The organism is Pseudomonas sp. ADAK2, from assembly GCF_012935755.1.
Lineage (GTDB): Bacteria > Pseudomonadota > Gammaproteobacteria > Pseudomonadales > Pseudomonadaceae > Aquipseudomonas.
The window spans coordinates 3,105,720-3,125,089 of record NZ_CP052862.1 but is presented as its reverse complement, the minus strand read 5'-3'; the positions used below and the strand labels follow the sequence as shown (position 1 = coordinate 3,125,089).

Here is a 19,370-nt window from a genome sequence, read left to right as displayed (position 1 = left end):
TGCTCGCGAAAGGGCCCTTAAGGACGCCAAAAGCTTCGCGGGCAAGCCTCGCTCCTACAAAGTACAGGTGCGTTTTGCTTAGTTGTGAGCGTGCAGCGCTTCGTTCAGTTCGATGGCCGATTTGTGGGTTTTGCATTCCACGGCACCGGTTTCCGAATTGCGGCGGAACAACAGGTCAGGTTGACCGGCCAGTTCACGGGCCTTCACGACTTTGACCAGTTTGTTGTGCTCGTCCAGCAGCGCAACCTTGGTGCCAGCGGTCACGTACAGGCCCGATTCAACGGTGTTGCGGTCGCCCAACGGGATACCGATACCGGCGTTGGCGCCGATCAGGCAGCCTTCGCCGACCTTGATCACGATGTTGCCGCCGCCCGACAGGGTGCCCATGGTCGAGCAACCGCCGCCCAGGTCCGAGCCCTTGCCGACGAACACGCCAGCCGAAACGCGACCTTCGATCATGCCCGGGCCTTCGGTGCCGGCGTTGAAGTTGACGAAACCTTCGTGCATTACGGTGGTGCCTTCGCCCACGTAGGCTCCGAGGCGGATGCGTGCCGCGTCAGCGATACGCACGCCGGCCGGCACCACGTAGTCGGTCATTTTCGGGAACTTGTCCACCGAGAACACTTCCAGCAGCTCGCCGCGCAGGCGGGCTTCCAGTTGATGCTCGGCCAACTCGGCCAGGTCGATCGCACCCTGGCTGGTCCAGGCGACGTTCGGCAGCAACGGGAACACGCCAGCCAGGTTCAGGCCGTGCGGCTTGACCAGGCGATGGGACAGCAGGTGCAGCTTGAGGTAAGCCTCAGGCGTGGAAGTCAATTGGGCGTCTTCAGCCAGAATGGTCGCGACCAGCGGCTTGTGGCTCTCGGCCAGACGGGTCAGCAACGCAGCTTGAGCAGCGTCGACGCTTTTCAGCGCTTCAGCCAATTGCGAGGCCTGAGCGGTGGTGAATGCGATGGCCTGGTTGCCATCGGTATAACCCAGCACTGGCGCAATGGCCGCGACCAGTTCGGCCGATGGGTTGAGCAGCGGCTGTGCGTAAAACACTTCCAGCCAGGCGCCTTGACGGTTTTGAGTGCCGACACCGAAGGCCAGGCTGAACAGAGAATTGGACATGTTGAGACCTCTAACAAAAAGGAACGGGCTGCCTTACTTGAGTGCGGCCGCGTAGATATCTGGCTTGAAGCCAATCAGGGTTCGGTCACCGAGATCAAGCACCGGGCGCTTGATCATCGAGGGTTGTGCGAGCATCAATTCGATGGCTTTCGCTTGGTCGAGATCGGCTTTGCGTTCGTCGTCGAGTTTGCGAAAGGTCGTGCCTGCACGGTTCAACACCACTTGCCAGCCGTGCTCGTCGCACCATTGGGTCAGGTGTTCACGGTCGATTCCGACCGCTTTGTAGTCATGGAAGTCATAGCTGACAGCGTGTTCATCGAGCCAGTTGCGCGCCTTTTTCATGGTGTCGCAGGCTTTGATGCCGAAAAGGTGCAACGTTTTACTTGAAACGGTCAAGGAATTGCCCCCTTTACAGGTGCTGGAAAAAAATGGTGACGGATTATGCCATGGCCTTCCGGTTTTGCGGTGTTTGTGGGCGATGCGACATTCGTGCAACGGCCAGCCGCCAGTCTAAGCGGCTAATATGGCACTTCAATGCTGTCGATTGCCTGGGAAAACGCTTTATGCAGACCGCCTACACCGTCCTGATCCTGTTGATGCTGGTCGGCGTTTCACGCCTGATCGGACGGGTGATCCCGCTGCCATTACCGCTGGTGCAAATCGGCGCAGGGGCATTACTGGCCTGGCCGACGCTGGGATTGCACGTGGCGCTGGACCCGGAGCTGTTCCTCTTTCTGTTCCTGCCGCCGCTGTTGTTTTCCGATGGCTGGCGCATGCCCAAGCGTGAATTGTGGCGGTTGCGCGGACCGATCCTGACCTTGGCGGTCGGTTTGGTGTTGTTCACTGTGGTCGGCGCCGGGTATTTCATTCATTGGTTGATCCCAGGCATTCCACTGCCGGTGGCGTTCGCGTTAGCGGCGGTGTTGTCGCCGACTGACGCCGTGGCGGTTTCGGCGATTTCCCAGAACCGCCTGCCGACGCCGCTGATGCACATGCTGCAGGGCGAGGCGTTGATGAACGACGCGTCGGGACTGGTGACCTTCAAATTCGCCCTGGCCGCCGCGGTGACCGGGGTGTTCTCCCTGGCCAACGCCAGTCTGACCTTCGTGCTGGTGGCGGTCGGCGGCCTGGCGATTGGTGTGGCGCTGAGTTGGCTGGTCGGCCGCTTGCGTGCCTGGATGATTGCCCGTGGCTGGGATGACCCGGCGACTCACGTGGTGTTCATGTTGCTGCTGCCGTTCGCCGCGTATGTGCTGGCCGAACGTCTCGGTGCTTCGGGCATTTTGTCGGCGGTGGCGGCGGGGATGATGCAAAGCTGGCTTGACCTGCTGCCGCGCCAGACCAGCACCCGCTTGCTCAATCGCAGTGTCTGGTCATTGCTGGAATTCGCCTTCAACGGCTTGATCTTCCTGCTACTGGGCTTGCAGTTGCCAGACATCATCAAGGCCGTGGCCAGCCACGAAACCTCGTTGTGGCCAACGCTGCTCTACCGCTGCCTGGACGTGGTGGCGATTTTCCTGGTGCTGCTGGTGCTGCGGTTTGTCTGGGTGCAGAGCACGTGGCGGATGTCGGGCCTGCTGCGGCGCTGGCGGGGCAAGGGTGAGTTGACGCTGGTGCCTACGGCGCGCTCCTGCTGGTTGCTGACGGTCGGTGGTGTGCGCGGCGCGGTGACCCTGGCGGGCGTACTGTCGGTGCCGCTGTTGATGGGCGATGAGGGGTTTCCCGAGCGCGACCTGCTGATCTTCATCGCCGCAGGAGTGATTCTGCTGTCGCTGATTGCCGCGTGCATCGCCTTGCCGCTGTTATTGCGCGGCATCGAGAAAAGTCCCGACGACAAGCGCCGCAATGAAGTGCGCGACGCCTGGCGCAAAACTGCCGAAGCGGCGATTCATGCGCTGGAAGTCGAAGAGGCCAAGCCGGCGGATGCGGCTGAAGCAGCGTTGGCGGCTGAACTCAAGGCGCGGATCATGTCCGAATACCGTCATCAGCTTGAGGTCTTCAATGACTCCGCCGAAGCCCAGGCCCTGGCGTTCCAGATGGATCTGCTGGAACGCCGTCTGCGCTTGAAGGCGCTGCGGGCGCAGCGCCTGGAGTTGTACAGCTTGAGTCGTCATCACCAGATTGGTGATGACGTATTGCGCGAAGTACTGGGGGAGCTGGATTTAAGCGAGGCCAACCTGGGCCAGGTCAAATAGCATCGGGGTAAGGATAGGCCTCGGCCATGAACGCCTTGTCCTTTTCACTGAGCACCAGGTTCAGGTCAATCTTGAAGTCGCCATGGGTCCATTCCTGACGGATCGCGTAGTGCATGATCGACTTCGGATCATAGGACGAGTGGCGGACTTCGTTGGCATCGAGGCGATTGAGGTAACGTTGCTTAATGAGGTCACGCACGTAATCGTAATAATCGTCGTCTTCCCCGTCTTCTTCGTAATCGTCTGCATTCCCGCCATGCGCCTCGTAGAGCGCGGGCTTGTTCCAGGGAATGTTTACCTCGGGGTGCTGGTGCTCATGTTGGGCGCCCAGCACATGGCCAAATTCGTGCATCACATTCGCGGCAAAAAATGCCGGCATGCGCATGTCCGGTGACAGGCCCATGGTGGCGCCTTCTTCCTGCAACAAGGCATCGGTGCCAACCGTCGACCAGTACGTGCCGGGCGTGCAACTGATGCGGATGTCGCCTGTTTCACCGTCGACGAAATCGAACTTCAGATTGACATGAGGCAGCCAGTTATTTGCGGCAGCTATGGTTGCATCCTTGAAGGCTTGATCACCGTTCAGAAAGGCGATGCGCAATGTGCGGCCCGGTGCCCAGAAGTGCGTATGTTTGACAGCCGCGCGCTTATTGCGGCGGGACCCGGATGTGGGGCCGCGATTTGCCGGGTTTTCAGCAATGGCGACCTCATAAGAGGCGTTGATGTCGTCGGCTACTTTAATCTGGCAGGGCAGTGCGTTGTTCATTGTGGACTTCCATGTACATGAAGACTGATGCCTGAGTCATTTCGGGCATTTAGCATGGAGTGAAGGCTAAGCGAGAGGCGCCAAGTTGTTAAGTTTAAATATGAGTGGTGCTGTTACTTGAGATGAATAAACCCACACGACATTGCACCGTGTGGGTTTTTTATTAACGACGACTTATGACTTGTTCGTAATAAACGCGCGAATCCGCTCTGCGGCTTCTATGCATTCCGCCAATGGCGCGACGAGTGCCAGGCGCACGCGGCCGGCACCTGGATTGAAGCCATCGACGTCTCGGGACAGATAAGAACCCGGCACTACTGTCACGTGTTCCTGCACAAATAAATCCCGGCAGAACGCCTCATCATCGCCTTCAACGTTCGGCCACAAGTAGAAACCACCGTCTGGACGCTGCACGTCCATCACCGGGCTGAGGATTTCCAGCACCGCATCGTACTTCTCGCGATACAGCGCACGGTTGGCGCGCACGTGCACTTCATCGTTCCATGCAGCAACGCTGGCCAGTTGCGTCTGAACCGGCATCGCGCAGCCGTGGTAAGTGCGATAGAGCAAAAAGCCCTTGAGGATATCGGCATCACCGGCGACAAAACCCGAACGCAGGCCCGGCAAGTTGGAGCGCTTGGACAGGCTGTGGAACACCACGCAGCGCTTGAAGTCCTGGCGACCCAGTTCCACGCAGGCACTGAGCAGGCCCGGCGGCGGGGTTTGTTCGTCGAAGTAGAGTTCGCTGTAGCACTCGTCGGCGGCAATCACGAAATCGTACTCGTCGGCCAGGGCGATCAGTTTTTTCAGGGTGTCGAGCGGAATCAGTGCGCCAGTCGGGTTGCCCGGTGAGCACAGGAACAGGATCTGGCAGCGTTTCCAGATGTCTGGCGACACGGCGTCGAAATCCGGATTGAAGCCGTTTTCGTCCAGGCAAGGCAGGTAATGCGGCTTGGCTCCGGCGAGGAACGCGGCACCTTCGTAGATCTGATAGAACGGGTTCGGGCTGACCACCAGCGCATCTTCGCCGCGGTTGACCACGGTTTGGGTGAAGGCAAACAGCGCTTCACGGGTGCCGTTGACCGGCAGCACGTTGCGCGCCGGGTCGAGCCAGCCGCTCGGGACGTTGAAACGACGTTCGCACCAGGCAGCGATGGCTTCACGCAGGGCCGGGATGCCGAGGGTGGTCGGGTACACGGCCATCTGATCCAGATTGCTGGCCAGGGCTTCGGCAACGAAACTGGGCGAACGGTGCTTCGGCTCGCCGATGGACAGCGCGACAGGGCGCTTGTCCGGGTTTGGCGTGACGCTGCCGAGCAGGGCGCGGAGCTTCTCGAACGGGTAGGGCTGCAACTGGTTCAGTGCGTTGTTCATCGGTGCGGGGTCTCGTTCAAAGCGGCTGAATCCTGGCGCGCGGCTAGATGCTGATGCGCGACAGTTTGATCTCGGGTTCGTGGCTGACGCTCAACTGCTCAACGATCGCATCCTGCAAGCGGCTGCACAGCAACGGGTCGGACAACGGCTGGTTGTTGGCGTCGGTGATGAAGAACACGTCTTCCACGCGCTCGCCCAACGTAGCGATCTTGGCGTTCTGCAGCGACAGGTCGAACTCCAGGAATATCGTACCGATCCGCGCCAGCAGGCCCGGGCGATCAGGTGCGCTGAGCTCCAGTACGGTCACCGGACGTTGGGCATCGTTGTGGATCGTTACCTGTGGCGCAAACGCGAAATGCTTGAGCTGGCGCGGCACGCGGCGCTGGATGATCGTCGGGTAGTCGTCCGGGTTGCGCAGGGCTTCGGTCAGGCCCTCGCGGATCTGCTTGACCCGCGTCGGGTTGTCGCCGATCGAGTCGCCGTCGGTGTCGAGCACGATATAGGTATCGAGGGTGAACTGGCTGCTGGAGGTGATGACCCGGGCGTCATGAATGTTCAGGTTGAGCTGATCCATCGCCGCCACGGTCACGGCGAAGAAGTCATGCTGGTCTGGCGCATAGATGAAGATCTGCGTGCCGCCCTCGAATTCGCGCTGGGTGGTTTCCTTGATCAGCACCAGCGGCCCGCCATCGGCCGGTTGCTGCAGGATTGCGTCACTGTGCCAGGCGACGTCGCCGGCGGTATGGCGCAGGAAATAGTCATCGCCCAGTTGCGCCCACAACTGCTCGACGTCGTCCGGATCGGTGCCACCGCGCACCAGGATGTCCAGGGCGGCGCTCTGGGTCTGGCGGATCTGCTCTTCGCGATCCACCGGGTTTTCCAGGCCGCGGCGCAAGGCACGCTTGGTCTCGGTGTAGAGCTGGCGCAACAGGCTGGCGCGCCAGGAATTCCACAGCGTCGGGTTGGTGGCGTTGATGTCGGCGACGGTCAGTACGTACAGGTAATCAAGATGGGTTTCATCGCCGACGATCTGCGCGAAATCGTGGATCACCTGCGGGTCGGACAAGTCCTTGCGCTGGGCGGTGGTCGACATTACCAGGTGGTTTTGCACCAGCCAGACAATCAGGCGGCTGTCCCACGTCGGCAACTGATGGCGCTGGCAAAAGGCTTCGGCATCAACGGCGCCGATGTCCGAATGATCGCCGTGCCGGCCCTTGCCGATGTCGTGGTACAGGCCGGCCAGGTAAATCAGCTCAGGCTTGGGCAGCTTGGCCATGAGCTTGCTGGCCAGCGGGAATTTTTCCGACACCTGGGTGTACTGCAACTTACGCAGATGCTTGATCAGGTTCAGGGTGTGGGCGTCGACCGTATAGATGTGGAACAGGTCATGCTGCATCTGCCCGACAATAAAGCCGAACTCCGGCAAATAGCGCCCGAGGATGCCGTAACGGTTCATCCGCCGCAGGTTGCGATGGATGCCGATCTTGCACTTGAACAGCTCGATGAACAGGCTGGTGTTGCGGATGTCATTGCGAAAGTCATCGTCGATCAAATGACGGTGCTCGCGCAGCAGACGAATGGTATCGGCGCGAACGCCTTTGATTTCCGGCTGCTGGGCCATCAGCACGAAGATTTCGAGCATGGCGAACGGCGTACGGCGGAACACGTTGTTGTTACGCGCCTCGATGTAGCCATCGTGCAGCTGGAACCGCGAATTGATCGGCTGCGGCGGCGCTTCGTCTTCCGGCGCGAGGATGACTTCCTCGAAGTGCTGGATGATCAGGTCGCTGAGCTGAGCGATGCTCATCACCACCCGGTAATACTGCTGCATGAAGTTTTCGATAGCTTGCTTGGCGTCGTCGCCTTCGAAGCCCAGCAACCCGGCGATGGAGCGCTGGTGGTCGAACAGCAAGCGGTCCTCGGAACGCCCGGCGAGCATGTGCAGGGCGTAACGGACCTTCCACAGGAATTCCTGGGACGAGGCCAGCAGCGCGTTTTCGCTCTCGACCAGAAAGCCTTCACCGGCCAGGGCCCGCAGGTTCAGGGTGCCGTATTCGCGACGGGCCACCCACAGAATCGTCTGGATATCCCGAAGGCCGCCGGGCGAGCCTTTGACGTTGGGTTCCAGGTTGTATTCAGTGTCGTTGTACTTGTGGTGACGGGCCTTCTGCTCGGCGCGCTTGGCCAGGAAGAAGTCCTTGCTTGGCCACATGTGCGCGGTGCTGGTGACGTCGAGCATGCGCTGGCGCAAACGCTCGGGGCCGCAGATGGTGCGGCTTTCCATCAGGTTGGTGACCACCGTGAGGTCGGCGCGGGCCTCGACGGCGCATTCGTCCACCGAGCGCACGCTCTGACCGACCTCCAGGCCGATGTCCCACAACAGCGTCAGAAAACGCTCAATGGAATCGCGGAAAACTTCGTGGTCGGCGCTGTCCAGCAGGATCAGCAGATCGATGTCGGAATAAGGATGCAGTTCGCCGCGACCGTAGCCGCCGACCGCGACCAGCGCGATGTCGGCGTCTTCGCTCCAGTTGAACTGCTCCCAGGCCTTTTGCAGGATGTTATCGACGAACCAGGCGCGATCCTCGATCAGCCGGCGAATGTCGCGGCCGCTGCGAAAGCGCCCGTCGAGCACCTCGCGGGCCTGGCGAATCGCCTTCTTGAAGGCCGCGATCGGGCTGGCCTTCAGGGCCAGTTCAGCCTGGAACTGGCCACGGTCGAAGAGTTCTGGATCCACCTGCGGCATCGATTGGCTTTCCTTTCTATAAGGCTATGAGCTACGTGGGTCGATCAGGCCGAAACGCGGGGGATGGTGTCATCGGCGCGCAGGGTGAAGATCTCGTAGCCGGTGTCGGTCACCAACAGGGTGTGTTCCCACTGGGCGGACAGCTTGCGGTCCTTGGTGATCGCGGTCCAGCCGTCGCCCAGGACCTTGGTGTCGGCCTTGCCCTGGTTGATCATCGGCTCGATGGTAAAGGTCATGCCTGCTTTCAGCTCCATGCCGGTGCCGGCGCGGCCGTAATGCAGGATCTGCGGCTCTTCGTGGAACACCTTGCCGATGCCGTGGCCGCAAAACTCGCGAACCACCGAGAAGCCGTTCTTTTCAGCGTGCTTCTGGATCACTTCACCGATATCGCCCAGGCGGCAGCCGGGTTTGACGATTTCGATGGCCTTGTACATGCATTCCTGGGTGACCTGGGACAGGCGCTCGGCCCAGACCGGCACGGTGCCGACGTGGAACATGCGGCTGGTGTCGCCGTGGTAGCCATCTTTGATCACGGTCACGTCGATATTCACGGTGTCGCCATTCTTCAGCGGCTTCTCGTTGGGGATGCCGTGGCAGACCACGTGGTTGATCGAGGTGCAGATCGACTTCGGGAAGCCTTTATAGTTGAGCGGGGCAGGGATGGCTTGCTGCTCGTTGACGATGTAGTCGTGGCAGATGCGGTCCAGCTCTTCGGTGGTGATGCCCGGTTTGACATGTTCGGCAATCATTTCCAGCACATCGGCGGCCAGTTTGCCGGCGATCCGCATTTTTGCGATGTCCTCGGGGGTTTTGAGGGTGACGGTCATACAGGCTCTCTCTGCGCTCAATGGCGCTTACTAATTCGGGATGGGCATTGCGCGATCTATCTTCGCGGCCCTGAAAAACGCAATTCTAACAGACGATCAGCGCAAATCTGAGCCTCTGTGCATCGCTTCTCTCTATAGATAGGCGCATTCTTGAGCGATTCCAAGGGCGCTGATAAAGGCGCGCGCCAGGAATTGAGAATCCGGGTTCCGTTTTTTGCAGCCCTGTGATATAAAATGCGCCGCTTTCCGGGGATACCCCGAGAGGCTTAAATCCACACACGTGTCGACACGATGACCTGGGTGCCTTCAGCTGATGCTGCTGGTTGGTCATTGGGATACGTGGAGGCCAAACCCGACTTATTAAGGAACTATCATGTCCCAAGTCAACATGCGCGATATGCTGAAGGCCGGTGTGCACTTCGGTCACCAAACCCGTTACTGGAACCCGAAAATGGGTAAATACATTTTCGGCGCGCGTAACAAGATCCACATCATCAACCTTGAAAAAACCCTGCCAATGTTCAACGAAGCTCTGACTTTCGTAGAACGCCTGGCCCAGGGCAAAAACAAGATTCTGTTCGTTGGCACCAAGCGTTCCGCTGGCAAGATCGTTGCTGAAGAAGCAGCACGTTGCGGTTCGCCGTACGTCGATCACCGCTGGTTGGGCGGCATGCTGACCAACTTCAAAACCATCCGTGCTTCCATCAAGCGTCTGCGTGACCTTGAAGTGCAAGCAGAAGACGGTACTTTCGCCAAGCTGACCAAGAAAGAAGCGCTGATGCGCACTCGCGATCTTGAGAAGCTCGATCGTTCCCTGGGTGGTATCAAGGACATGGGCGGTCTGCCAGACGCACTGTTCGTTATCGACGTTGATCACGAGCGCATCGCGATCACCGAAGCCAACAAGCTGGGCATCCCGGTTATCGGCGTAGTCGATACCAACAGCAGCCCGGAAGGCGTTGACTACATCATCCCAGGCAACGATGACGCAATCCGCGCTATCCAGCTGTACATGGGTTCGATGGCTGACGCAGTAATCCGCGGTCGCAACCACGTTGCTGGCGGCACCGAGCAGTTCGTTGAAGAAGCTCCGGTAGCAGCAGCTGAGTAATTGACGCCTTGGCGTTGACTCAGTAAGCAAAAAGGGGGCTTGGCCCCCTTTTTGCCACCTCGAAAACCATTTGTCGGCAGCGCAGCTACAGCTTCTGTAACGTGCAGCGGCCTACAAGGGTGATTCGGGAAGAATTGAACGCCCGTTCGATCGGGTGGAATGGTTGATAACCTATCCAAGAGGATTTTTGAAATGGCAGAGATTACTGCAGCGTTGGTTAAAGAACTGCGTGAGCGTACTGGCGAAGGCATGATGGATTGCAAAAAGGCCTTGACCAAGGCCGGCGGCGACATCGAAAAAGCCATTGATGACATGCGTGCTTCGGGCGCCATCAAGGCTGCCAAGAAAGCTGGCAACGTGGCTGCTGAAGGCGCGATCGCTCTGAAAGAAGACGGTAAAACCGCCGTTCTGCTGGAAGTGAACTCGCAGACCGACTTCCTGGCTCTGCAGGACGACTTCAAGGCATTCGTTGCTTCCAGCGTTGAAAAAGCATTCGCTGACAAGCTGACTGATGTGGCTCCGCTGATCGAAGCTCAAGAAGCTGCTCGCCTGGTACTGGTCGGCAAGGTTGGCGAAAACGTCAACATCCGTCGCCTGGCACGCGTTGAAGGTGACGTTGTCGGTGGTTACCTGCACGGCAACAAGATCGGTGTTGCAGTTGTCCTGAAAGGCGGCACTGTTGAGCTGGCCAAAGACATCGCCATGCACGTAGCGGCGACCAACCCTGAATTCCTGCTGCCATCGGAAGTTTCCGCTGAAGCGGTTGAGCGTGAGAAGGGCGTGTTCCTGACCCTCAATGCCGACAAGATCGCTGGCAAGCCAGAAAACATTGTTGAAAACATGGTCAAAGGCCGTATCAGCAAGTTCCTGGCTGAGGCTTCCCTGGTTGAGCAGGCGTTCGTGAAGAACCCTGAAATCAAGGTTGGCGAACTGGCCAAGAAAGCCGGTGCTGAAATCGTTTCCTTCACCTACTTCAAAGTAGGCGACGGCATCGAGAAGCCGGTCGACAACTTCGCTGAAGAAGTTGCTGCCCAGCTGGCTGCCGCCAAGCAATAAGACGGTTTTTTAACTGTCGCCCTGAAGAGGCTGCCCGCTTACGCGCGCAGCCTCTTTTCAGATGGGCTACCAATTTTTATTGGTTTCCCCTTGGAACTGGCTTACAAAGCCATGTTCCGATGGCGCTGAAGCAGCGCCAAGCTAGAGTGAACGCCAGCTGTAAACAGCTCGCAAAGAATTTTTTAAAATACGCCGCAGGAGAGATTCGCAATGGCTCAGCAGGGCAGTGGTTATCAGGCTCGCTATAAACGCATTCTACTCAAGCTTAGCGGCGAGGCCTTGATGGGCTCGGAAGAGTTCGGGATCGATCCGAAAGTTCTGGATCGCATGGCGCTGGAAGTCGGCCAACTGGTCGGTATCGGTGTGCAGGTCGGTCTGGTGATCGGCGGCGGCAACCTGTTCCGTGGGGCAGCGCTGAGCGCGGCTGGCATGGATCGGGTCACCGGTGACCACATGGGCATGCTGGCCACTGTTATGAACGCCCTGGCCATGCGCGACGCGCTGGAACGTGCCAATATCTCGGCCATCGTGATGTCGGCCATTTCCATGGTTGGCGTGACCGATCACTACGATCGCCGCAAGGCCATGCGCCACCTGAACGCCAAGGAAGTCGTGATTTTCGCGGCCGGTACGGGCAATCCGTTCTTCACTACGGATTCGGCAGCTTGCCTGCGTGCAATCGAAATCGATGCCGATGTCGTGCTCAAGGCGACCAAGGTCGATGGCGTCTACACCGCTGACCCATTCAAAGACCCGCATGCCGAGAAGTTCGATCATCTGACCTACGATGAAGTGCTGGATCGCAAGCTGGGTGTGATGGATCTGACGGCCATTTGCCTGTGCCGCGACCACAAGATGCCATTGCGCGTATTTAACATGAACAAGCCCGGCGCCCTGCTGAACATCGTACATGGCGGCGCTGAAGGGACCCTGATCGAGGAAGGCCAACAATGATCAACGAAATCAAGAAAGACGCTCAAGAGCGCATGCAGAAATCCCTGGACTCTCTGAACCATGCATTTGGTCAGATTCGTACCGGCAAGGCTCACCCAAGCATTCTGGGCAGCGTGATGGTGCCGTACTACGGCACAGACACTTCCATCACCCAAGTGGCCAACATCACCGTAAAAGATTCCCGGACCCTTCAGGTCGTGGCGTTTGAGCGCAATATGCTCGCGGCAGTCGACAAAGCGATCCAAAGTGCCGGTTTGAACCTCAACCCGACCAACCTGGGCGAGTTGCTGCTGATCTCCATGCCTGCCCTGACTGAAGAAACCCGCAAGGGCTTCACCAAGCAGGCGCGTAGCGCAGCTGAAGATGCTCGTGTTGCTGTGCGCAATATTCGTCGTGATGCACTTGGCGACCTGAAGAAACTGGTCAAGGACAAGGAAATCAGCGAAGACGAAGAGCGTCGTGCCGCAGCTGATATCCAGAAGCTGACCGACAAGGCTGAGGCCGATATCGACGCAGCGACCAAGCAAAAAGAAGCGGACCTGATGGCCGTATAAGGGTCGCGTTTTCATGGATAAGACCAAGCAGACTGCGCCGTCCGCGGTGCCGCGCCATGTCGCGATCATCATGGATGGTAACAATCGCTGGGCGAAAAAACGCTTTATGCCGGGTGTCGCCGGGCATAAAGCGGGTGTGGATGCGGTTCGTGCGGTGATCGAGGTGTGCGCCGAGGCCAAGGTCGAGGTGCTGACCCTGTTCGCCTTCTCCAGTGAAAACTGGCAGCGGCCGGCCGATGAGGTCAGCGCCTTGATGGACCTGTTCTTCAAGGCGTTGCGTCGCGAGGCCAAGCGCCTCAACGACAACAACATCAGCCTGCGCATCATTGGCGACCGTTCGCGTTTTCACCCCGAGCTTCAAGCCGCCATGCGCGAAGCCGAGGCGATTACCGCCGGCGCCAATCGTTTTATCCTGCAGATCGCCGCCAACTACGGCGGTCAGTGGGATATCGCGCAAGCTGCGCAGCGTCTGGCACGGGAAGTCCAGGCCGGGCATCTGCGCCCGGAAGACATTACCCCGGAACTGCTGCAAACCTGTCTGGTAACCGGTGATCTGCCGTTGCCGGATTTGTGCATTCGTACCGGCGGTGAGCACCGCATCAGCAATTTCCTGCTGTGGCAGCTGGCTTACACCGAGCTGTACTTCTCCGACCTGTTCTGGCCGGACTTCAAACACGAAGCCATGCGCACCGCGCTGGCCGATTTCGCTTCTCGTCAGCGCCGCTTCGGTAAAACGAGCGAGCAGATCGAGTCTGGAGCCCGGGTTTAATGCTTAAACAACGAATCATTACTGCGCTGATCCTGCTGCCGATTGCCTTATGTGGGTTTTTTCTGCTCGAAGGCTCCGGTTTTGCGCTGTTCATCGGGCTGGTCGTGACCCTGGGTGCATGGGAGTGGGCTCGCCTGGCAGGTTTCACTGCCCAGCCAATTCGCGTTGCTTATGCGGCTGTGGTCGCATTGATGCTGTTTGTCATGCATATCCTTCCCGGGCTCGCGCCTTGGGTCTTGGGCGCTTCGGTGCTCTGGTGGGCTGTGGCGACTTATTTGGTACTGACTTACCCGCGCACGAGTGAACACTGGGCCAGTGCCGCTTGCAAACTGGTGATCGGCTTGCTGATTTTGCTGCCGGCCTGGCAAGGTCTGGTGCAGATCAAGCAGTACCCGTTGGGCAACTGGCTGATCATGGCGGTCATGGTGCTGGTCTGGGGCGCCGACATCGGTGCGTACTTTTCCGGCCGCAAGTTCGGCAAGCGCAAGCTGGCGCCGCAAGTCAGCCCCGGCAAGAGCTGGGAAGGCGTGTATGGCGGCCTGGCCCTGAGCCTTGTGATCACGCTGGTGGTCGGCCTGGTTCGCGACTGGACAGTGGCGGAACTGCTTAAGGGCCTGGTAGGCGCGGCATTGATCGTGTTCATTTCGGTGGTGGGCGACCTCACCGAAAGCATGTTCAAGCGTCAGTCCGGGATCAAGGACAGCAGTAATCTGCTGCCGGGTCACGGCGGCGTGCTCGATCGTATCGACAGCCTGACCGCAGCGATCCCGGTCTTCGCGGTGTTGTTGTGGATGGCGGCACCGTGAGCCGCCCACAGCAGATTACCGTCCTGGGGGCGACGGGCTCGATTGGCCTGAGCACCCTGGATGTCATTGCGCGTCATCCCGAGCGCTATCAGGTGTTCGCGTTGAGCGGCTTTACTCGGCTGAGTGAGCTGCTGGCCCTGTGCGTGCGGCATACGCCGCGGTTTGCGGTCGTACCTGAAGCGGGTGTTGCCCGTGTTCTGCAGGACGACTTGCGCGCTGCCGGCCTGACGACTCAAGTGCTGGTGGGGGAGGAGGGCCTGTGTCAGGTCGCCGCCGACCCTGAAGTCGATGCGGTCATGGCGGCCATCGTCGGTGCGGCGGGCTTGCGCCCGACCCTGGCGGCAGTCGAGGCGGGGAAGAAGATCCTGCTGGCCAACAAGGAAGCGCTGGTGATGTCCGGCGCCTTGTTTATGCAGGCTGTGCGCAAAAGCGGTTCGGTGTTGCTGCCGATCGACAGCGAGCACAACGCGATTTTCCAGTGCATGCCCAGCGATTTTGCGCGCGGTCTGGGTGCGGTCGGCGTACGTCGGATTTTACTGACAGCCTCTGGCGGTCCGTTCCGGCAGACGCCGATGGCGGAATTGGCGCATGTTACGCCTGATCAAGCCTGCGCCCACCCGAACTGGTCGATGGGTCGCAAGATCTCGGTCGACTCGGCAAGCATGATGAACAAGGGCCTCGAGCTGATCGAAGCGTGCTGGCTATTCGATGCCAAGCCTTCCCAGGTCGAAGTGGTGATTCATCCCCAGAGCGTTATCCACTCGCTGGTCGACTATATCGATGGTTCGGTATTGGCCCAGCTGGGCAACCCGGACATGCGCACGCCGATTGCCAACGCCCTGGCCTGGCCGGAGCGGATCGACTCGGGTGTCGCCCCGCTGGATCTGTTTGCCATTGCGCGCCTGGATTTCCAGGCTCCCGATGAAGAACGTTTCCCGTGCCTGCGCCTGGCGCGGCAAGCGGCAGAGGCGGGCAATAGCGCGCCGGCCATGCTCAATGCGGCAAATGAAGTGGCGGTCGCGGCCTTTCTCGACGGACGGGTTCGTTACCCGGAAATCGCGAGTATCATCGAGGAAGTCTTGAATCTCGAACCTGTGGTTGTGGTGAGTGATCTCGAGGCGGTGTTCACCGCAGACGCCAAGGCGCGTGTGCTGGCCGGACAGTGGTTGAGTCGTCACGGGCGATAAGTGCTGCAGTACGTTGGCCCAATGCAGCACTGAATAGGATTGCGGAGAAAGTAGATGAGCGCGCTCTATATGATTGTCGGCACCCTGATAGCCTTGGGCGTGCTGGTCACCTTCCACGAATTCGGCCACTTCTGGGTCGCGCGTCGCTGTGGGGTTAAAGTGCTGCGCTTCTCCGTGGGCTTTGGCATGCCGTTGCTGCGCTGGCACGACAAGCAAGGCACCGAGTTCGTGCTGGCCGCCATTCCGCTGGGCGGCTACGTGAAGATGCTCGACGAGCGCGAAGGCGAAGTGCCGGTCGATCAGCTTGATCAATCCTTCAATCGCAAGTCCGTGCGCCAGCGCATTGCCATTGTTGCTGCGGGTCCGATCGCCAACTTCTTGCTGGCGATGGTGTTTTTCTGGGTGTTGGCCATGCTCGGCAGTGAGCAGGTGCGCCCGATTATCGGCGCGGTCGAGTCGGGCAGCATCGCGGCCAAGGCCGGTTTGGGCCCGAATCAGGAAATCGTTGCCATCGATGGCGAGCCGACTTCCGGGTGGGCCGCCGTCAACCTGCAACTGGTCCGTCGCCTCGGCGAGAGCGGTACCTTGCAATTGCTGGTGCGTGAACAGGGCTCTACTGCCGATTCGCCGCGAGAGCTGGCGCTGGATCATTGGCTCAAGGGCGCCGATGAGCCAGACCCGATTCGCTCGCTGGGTATTCGCCCATGGCGTCCGGCATTGCCGCCGATCCTGGCGGAACTTGATTCGAAAGGGCCGGCGCAAGCCGCGGGCCTGAAGACCGGTGACCGGTTGTTGGCGCTTGATGGCAAGTCACTGGATGACTGGCAGCAAGTGGTCGATACCGTCCGTATTCATCCTGATACCAAAATCATGCTGCGCGTCGAGCGCGATGGTGCTCAAATCGACGTCCCTGTGACGCTGGCGGCCCGCGGCGGGAGCAAAGCACCCACAGGTTACCTGGGCGCCGGGGTCAAAGCAGTCGATTGGCCACCAGAGATGATTCGCGAGGTCAGCTACGGTCCGGTGGCAGCGATTGGGGAGGGTGCCCGACGCACCTGGACCATGAGTGTACTGACCCTCGATTCGCTCAAGAAAATGTTGTTCGGCGAGCTCTCGGTAAAAAACTTGAGTGGACCGATAACCATTGCTAAAGTGGCGGGCGCTTCTGCCCAGTCGGGTGTCGCTGATTTCCTGAATTTCCTTGCTTATCTGAGTATTAGCCTGGGGGTTCTGAATTTGTTGCCCATTCCAGTACTGGATGGGGGGCATTTGTTGTTTTATCTGATCGAGTGGGTGCGTGGTCGCCCCTTGTCAGATCGGGTGCAGGGTTGGGGGATACAGATCGGTATCAGTTTGGTGGTCGGGGTGATGTTGCTTGCTCTGGTCAATGATCTGGGTCGACTGTAACGCTTCGCTGAATTGCGAATCTGCCGCATTTTGCGGCAGTTTGTTTATTGCCAGTTGGAATAAGAAAGGACTTCATGAAACGTCTGCTGCTAACTGCGGTTCTCACCGTATTGATGATCGCCGAAGTTCACGCCGAGTCCTTCACTATCTCTGATATTCGCGTCAATGGCCTCCAGCGGGTCTCCGCGGGTAGTGTTTTTGGTGCTTTGCCGTTGAACGTCGGTGAACAGGCGGATGATCGTCGCCTGGTGGAATCCACTCGTGCGTTGTTCAAAACCGGTTTCTTTCAAGATATCCAGCTGGGTCGCGAAGGCAATGTCCTCGTTATCACGGTAGTCGAGCGTCCGTCGGTCGCGAGTATCGAGATCGAGGGTAACAAGGCCATCTCCACTGAGGACCTGATGAAGGGCCTCAAGCAATCCGGGTTGTCCGAGGGCGAGATCTTCCAGCGTGCCACCCTCGAAGGTGTGCGTAACGAACTGCAGCGTCAATATGTCGCTCAGGGCCGTTACTCGGCAACGGTCGACACCGAAGTGGTGGCGCAGCCGCGTAACCGCGTGGCGTTGAAGGTCAACATCAACGAAGGCACCGTGGCTGCTATCCAGCACATCAACGTGGTGGGTAACACGGTCTTCGCCGATGACGACCTGATCGACCTGTTCGAACTCAAGACCACCAACTGGCTGTCGTTCTTCAAGAACGATGACAAGTACGCTCGTGAGAAACTCTCCGGTGACCTGGAGCGTCTGCGCTCCTACTACCTGGACCGCGGCTATATCAACATGGATATCGCTTCGACCCAGGTGTCCATCACCCCGGACAAGAAACACGTCTACATCACGGTCAACGTCAACGAAGGCGAGAAGTACACCGTTCGTGACGTGAAGCTCAGCGGTGACCTGAAAGTGCCTGAAGACCAGGTCAAGTCCCTGCTGCTGGTCCAGAAAGGTCAGGTGTTCTCGCGCAAGCTGATGACCACGACTTCCGAACTGATCACCCGTCGTCTCGGTAACGAGGGTTACACCTTCGCCAACGTCAACGGCGTGCCTCAGCCGCATGATGACGATCACACGGTAGACATCACGTTCGCCGTCGATCCTGGTAAGCGTGCCTATGTGAACCGCATCAACTTCCGTGGCAACACCAAGTCCGAAGACGAAGTGCTGCGTCGTGAAATGCGTCAGATGGAAGGCGGCTGGGCTTCGACCTACCTGATCGACCAATCCAAGACCCGCCTTGAGCGTCTGGGCTTCTTCAAGGAAGTCAACGTCGAAACCCCGGCCGTACCGGGCGTGGACGACCAGGTTGACGTGAACTACAGCGTTGAAGAGCAGGCTTCCGGTTCGATTACCGCCAGTGTCGGTTTCGCCCAGAGCGCCGGTCTGATCCTCGGTGGTTCGATCACCCAGAACAACTTCCTGGGTACGGGTAACAAGGTCAGCATCGGTCTGACCCGAAGCGAATACCAGAGCCGCTATAACTTCGGTTATGTCGACCCGTACTGGACTGCTGACGGTGTGAGCCTGGGTTACAACGCGTTCTATCGCACCACTGACTACAAAGACCTCGATGTCGATGTTGCAAGCTATGCGGTAGACAGCCTGGGTGCTGGCGTCAGCGTCGGTTACCCGATCAGCGAGACGTCGCGTCTGACCTTCGGCCTGACTGCACAGCAGGACAAGATCAAGACCGGTCAATACACCGTCGACGAGATTTTCGACTTCGTTAATCGCGAAGGCGACAGCTACCTGAACTTCAAGGCCTCGGCCGGTTGGTCCGAGTCCACGTTGAACAAAGGCGTACTGGCGACCCGTGGCCATTCCCAGAGCCTGACTCTGGAAACCACCACGCCGGGTAGCGACCTGTCGTTCTTCAAACTTGATTACCGCGGTCAGCTGTTCCAGCCAATCACTGAAAACTATACCCTGCGCCTGCACACCGAGCTGGGTTATGGCGATGGCTACGGTTCCACCGAAGGCTTGCCGTTCTATGAAAACTACTATGCTGGTGGTTTCAACTCGGTTCGTGGCTTCAAGGACAGTACCCTTGGCCCGCGCAGTACCCCAAGCCGTGGCTTTGACAAGACGGGTAACGCCGGTACTCTCGCCGACCCGGACCAGGATCCGCTGCCGTTCGGTGGTAACGTCCTGATCCAGGGTGGTGTCGAGGTGCTGTTCCCGCTGCCATTCGTCAAGGATCAGCGTTCCCTGCGTACTTCGGTATTCTGGGACGTGGGTAACGTATTCGACTCCAAGTGCGACAAGACGACTAACGCCAATGTCGGCTCGACCTCTCAAACAGAGTGCAACGACATCAGCCTGAGCAACGTAGCCAGTTCCGTTGGTGTCGGCGTGACCTGGGTCACCGCACTGGGTCCTCTGAGCTTCGCGTTGGCCATGCCGATCAAGAAACCGGATGACGCTGAGACTCAAGTGTTCCAATTCTCCCTCGGCCAGACGTTCTAAGCGTCTGACCCAAGATAACGACAATGGATTTTGTAGGAGT

Annotated in this window: 16 protein-coding genes; 10 read left to right on the top strand and 6 right to left on the bottom strand. The window is 59.0% G+C overall.

Translation table 11 applies throughout. The annotated features are described in order from the left end of the window. Positions 1-78 precede the first annotated feature (78 nt). Both dapD and HKK52_RS14610 read right to left on the bottom strand, forming a co-directional pair. Positions 79-1,113 (bottom strand): 2,3,4,5-tetrahydropyridine-2,6-dicarboxylate N-succinyltransferase, encoded by a 1,035-nt coding sequence (gene dapD, locus HKK52_RS14615; RefSeq protein ID WP_169371399.1) that lies wholly within the window; start codon positions 1,111-1,113, stop codon positions 79-81. A 33-nt stretch (positions 1,114-1,146) separates the two neighbouring features. Beyond that, positions 1,147-1,509 carry an ArsC family reductase gene (locus tag HKK52_RS14610; protein ID WP_429513803.1) on the bottom strand — a complete coding sequence of 121 codons (363 nt, stop codon included), beginning with the start codon at positions 1,507-1,509 and terminating at the stop codon, positions 1,147-1,149. Positions 1,510-1,676: 167 nt separating this feature from the next. Here HKK52_RS14610 and HKK52_RS14605 point away from each other — a divergent pair, with 167 nt between their 5' ends. Further along, positions 1,677-3,308: a Na+/H+ antiporter gene (locus tag HKK52_RS14605; protein ID WP_169371398.1), complete on the top strand. Its 1,632-nt coding sequence runs from the start codon at positions 1,677-1,679 to the stop codon at positions 3,306-3,308. On the opposite strand, the gene HKK52_RS14600 is transcribed toward HKK52_RS14605, so the two are convergent. From HKK52_RS14600 to map, 4 genes are all read right to left on the bottom strand, one after another. Continuing rightward, positions 3,301-4,074 carry a hypothetical protein gene (locus HKK52_RS14600; RefSeq protein ID WP_169371397.1) on the bottom strand — a complete coding sequence of 258 codons (774 nt, stop codon included), beginning with the start codon at positions 4,072-4,074 and terminating at the stop codon, positions 3,301-3,303. The two genes, HKK52_RS14605 and HKK52_RS14600, sit on opposite strands and share 8 nt — an antisense overlap. Positions 4,075-4,248: 174 nt before the next feature. Continuing rightward, a complete protein-coding gene (dapC, locus tag HKK52_RS14595; RefSeq protein WP_169371396.1) occupies positions 4,249-5,448 on the bottom strand; it encodes a succinyldiaminopimelate transaminase in 1,200 nt (399 codons plus the stop codon). A gap of 43 nt (positions 5,449-5,491) precedes the next feature. Beyond that, positions 5,492-8,194 carry a [protein-PII] uridylyltransferase gene (locus tag HKK52_RS14590; RefSeq protein ID WP_169371395.1) on the bottom strand — a complete coding sequence of 901 codons (2,703 nt, stop codon included), beginning with the start codon at positions 8,192-8,194 and terminating at the stop codon, positions 5,492-5,494. 44 nt (positions 8,195-8,238) lie between these two features. Beyond that, positions 8,239-9,021 (bottom strand): type I methionyl aminopeptidase, encoded by a 783-nt coding sequence (gene map / locus HKK52_RS14585; RefSeq protein WP_123508101.1) that lies wholly within the window; start codon positions 9,019-9,021, stop codon positions 8,239-8,241. Positions 9,022-9,394: 373 nt separating this feature from the next. On the opposite strand from map, the gene rpsB reads away from it, so the two are divergent. The 9 genes from rpsB (at position 9,395) to bamA (ending at position 19,330) form a co-directional block, all read left to right on the top strand. Then, the gene (rpsB, locus tag HKK52_RS14580) at positions 9,395-10,132 is read left to right on the top strand and encodes a 30S ribosomal protein S2 (RefSeq protein ID WP_003219330.1); all 738 of its coding nucleotides are present in this window, start codon (positions 9,395-9,397) and stop codon (positions 10,130-10,132) included. Positions 10,133-10,324: 192 nt separating this feature from the next. Beyond that, the gene (gene tsf, locus HKK52_RS14575) at positions 10,325-11,188 is read left to right on the top strand and encodes a translation elongation factor Ts (RefSeq protein WP_123405753.1); all 864 of its coding nucleotides are present in this window, start codon (positions 10,325-10,327) and stop codon (positions 11,186-11,188) included. Between the two features lie 210 nt (positions 11,189-11,398). Next, positions 11,399-12,142, top strand: coding sequence for a UMP kinase (pyrH, locus tag HKK52_RS14570; RefSeq protein WP_003172271.1), 744 nt, complete (start codon positions 11,399-11,401; stop codon positions 12,140-12,142). Continuing rightward, complete coding sequence (gene frr / locus HKK52_RS14565) at positions 12,139-12,696, top strand: ribosome recycling factor (protein WP_007949335.1); 558 nt, start codon at positions 12,139-12,141, stop codon at positions 12,694-12,696. The genes pyrH and frr overlap by 4 nt, the downstream gene beginning before the upstream one ends. A gap of 13 nt (positions 12,697-12,709) precedes the next feature. After that, positions 12,710-13,465 (top strand): polyprenyl diphosphate synthase, encoded by a 756-nt coding sequence (uppS, locus tag HKK52_RS14560; protein WP_133837242.1) that lies wholly within the window; start codon positions 12,710-12,712, stop codon positions 13,463-13,465. Next, positions 13,465-14,271: a phosphatidate cytidylyltransferase gene (locus HKK52_RS14555; RefSeq protein ID WP_169371394.1), complete on the top strand. Its 807-nt coding sequence runs from the start codon at positions 13,465-13,467 to the stop codon at positions 14,269-14,271. The genes uppS and HKK52_RS14555 overlap by 1 nt, the downstream gene beginning before the upstream one ends. Continuing rightward, a complete protein-coding gene (ispC, locus tag HKK52_RS14550; RefSeq protein ID WP_169371393.1) occupies positions 14,268-15,458 on the top strand; it encodes a 1-deoxy-D-xylulose-5-phosphate reductoisomerase in 1,191 nt (396 codons plus the stop codon). The genes HKK52_RS14555 and ispC overlap by 4 nt, the downstream gene beginning before the upstream one ends. Positions 15,459-15,512: 54 nt before the next feature. Further along, positions 15,513-16,865 (top strand): sigma E protease regulator RseP, encoded by a 1,353-nt coding sequence (gene rseP, locus HKK52_RS14545; RefSeq protein WP_169371392.1) that lies wholly within the window; start codon positions 15,513-15,515, stop codon positions 16,863-16,865. Positions 16,866-16,939: 74 nt separating this feature from the next. After that, positions 16,940-19,330, top strand: coding sequence for an outer membrane protein assembly factor BamA (gene bamA, locus HKK52_RS14540; RefSeq protein WP_169371391.1), 2,391 nt, complete (start codon positions 16,940-16,942; stop codon positions 19,328-19,330). Positions 19,331-19,370: the final 40 nt, after the last annotated feature.

Coding starts and splice junctions, on each gene's coding strand:
- HKK52_RS14605 (WP_169371398.1), top strand. CDS start 1,677: ATGCAGACCGCCTACACCGTCCTGATCCTGTTGATGCTGGTCGGCGTT.
- map (WP_123508101.1), bottom strand. CDS start 9,021: ATGACCGTCACCCTCAAAACCCCCGAGGACATCGCAAAAATGCGGATC.
- rseP (WP_169371392.1), top strand. CDS start 15,513: ATGAGCGCGCTCTATATGATTGTCGGCACCCTGATAGCCTTGGGCGTG.
- HKK52_RS14590 (WP_169371395.1), bottom strand. CDS start 8,194: ATGCCGCAGGTGGATCCAGAACTCTTCGACCGTGGCCAGTTCCAGGCT.
- rpsB (WP_003219330.1), top strand. CDS start 9,395: ATGTCCCAAGTCAACATGCGCGATATGCTGAAGGCCGGTGTGCACTTC.
- uppS (WP_133837242.1), top strand. CDS start 12,710: ATGGATAAGACCAAGCAGACTGCGCCGTCCGCGGTGCCGCGCCATGTC.
- HKK52_RS14600 (WP_169371397.1), bottom strand. CDS start 4,074: ATGAACAACGCACTGCCCTGCCAGATTAAAGTAGCCGACGACATCAAC.
- bamA (WP_169371391.1), top strand. CDS start 16,940: ATGAAACGTCTGCTGCTAACTGCGGTTCTCACCGTATTGATGATCGCC.
- frr (WP_007949335.1), top strand. CDS start 12,139: ATGATCAACGAAATCAAGAAAGACGCTCAAGAGCGCATGCAGAAATCC.
- dapD (WP_169371399.1), bottom strand. CDS start 1,113: ATGTCCAATTCTCTGTTCAGCCTGGCCTTCGGTGTCGGCACTCAAAAC.
- tsf (WP_123405753.1), top strand. CDS start 10,325: ATGGCAGAGATTACTGCAGCGTTGGTTAAAGAACTGCGTGAGCGTACT.
- dapC (WP_169371396.1), bottom strand. CDS start 5,448: ATGAACAACGCACTGAACCAGTTGCAGCCCTACCCGTTCGAGAAGCTC.
- HKK52_RS14555 (WP_169371394.1), top strand. CDS start 13,465: ATGCTTAAACAACGAATCATTACTGCGCTGATCCTGCTGCCGATTGCC.
- pyrH (WP_003172271.1), top strand. CDS start 11,399: ATGGCTCAGCAGGGCAGTGGTTATCAGGCTCGCTATAAACGCATTCTA.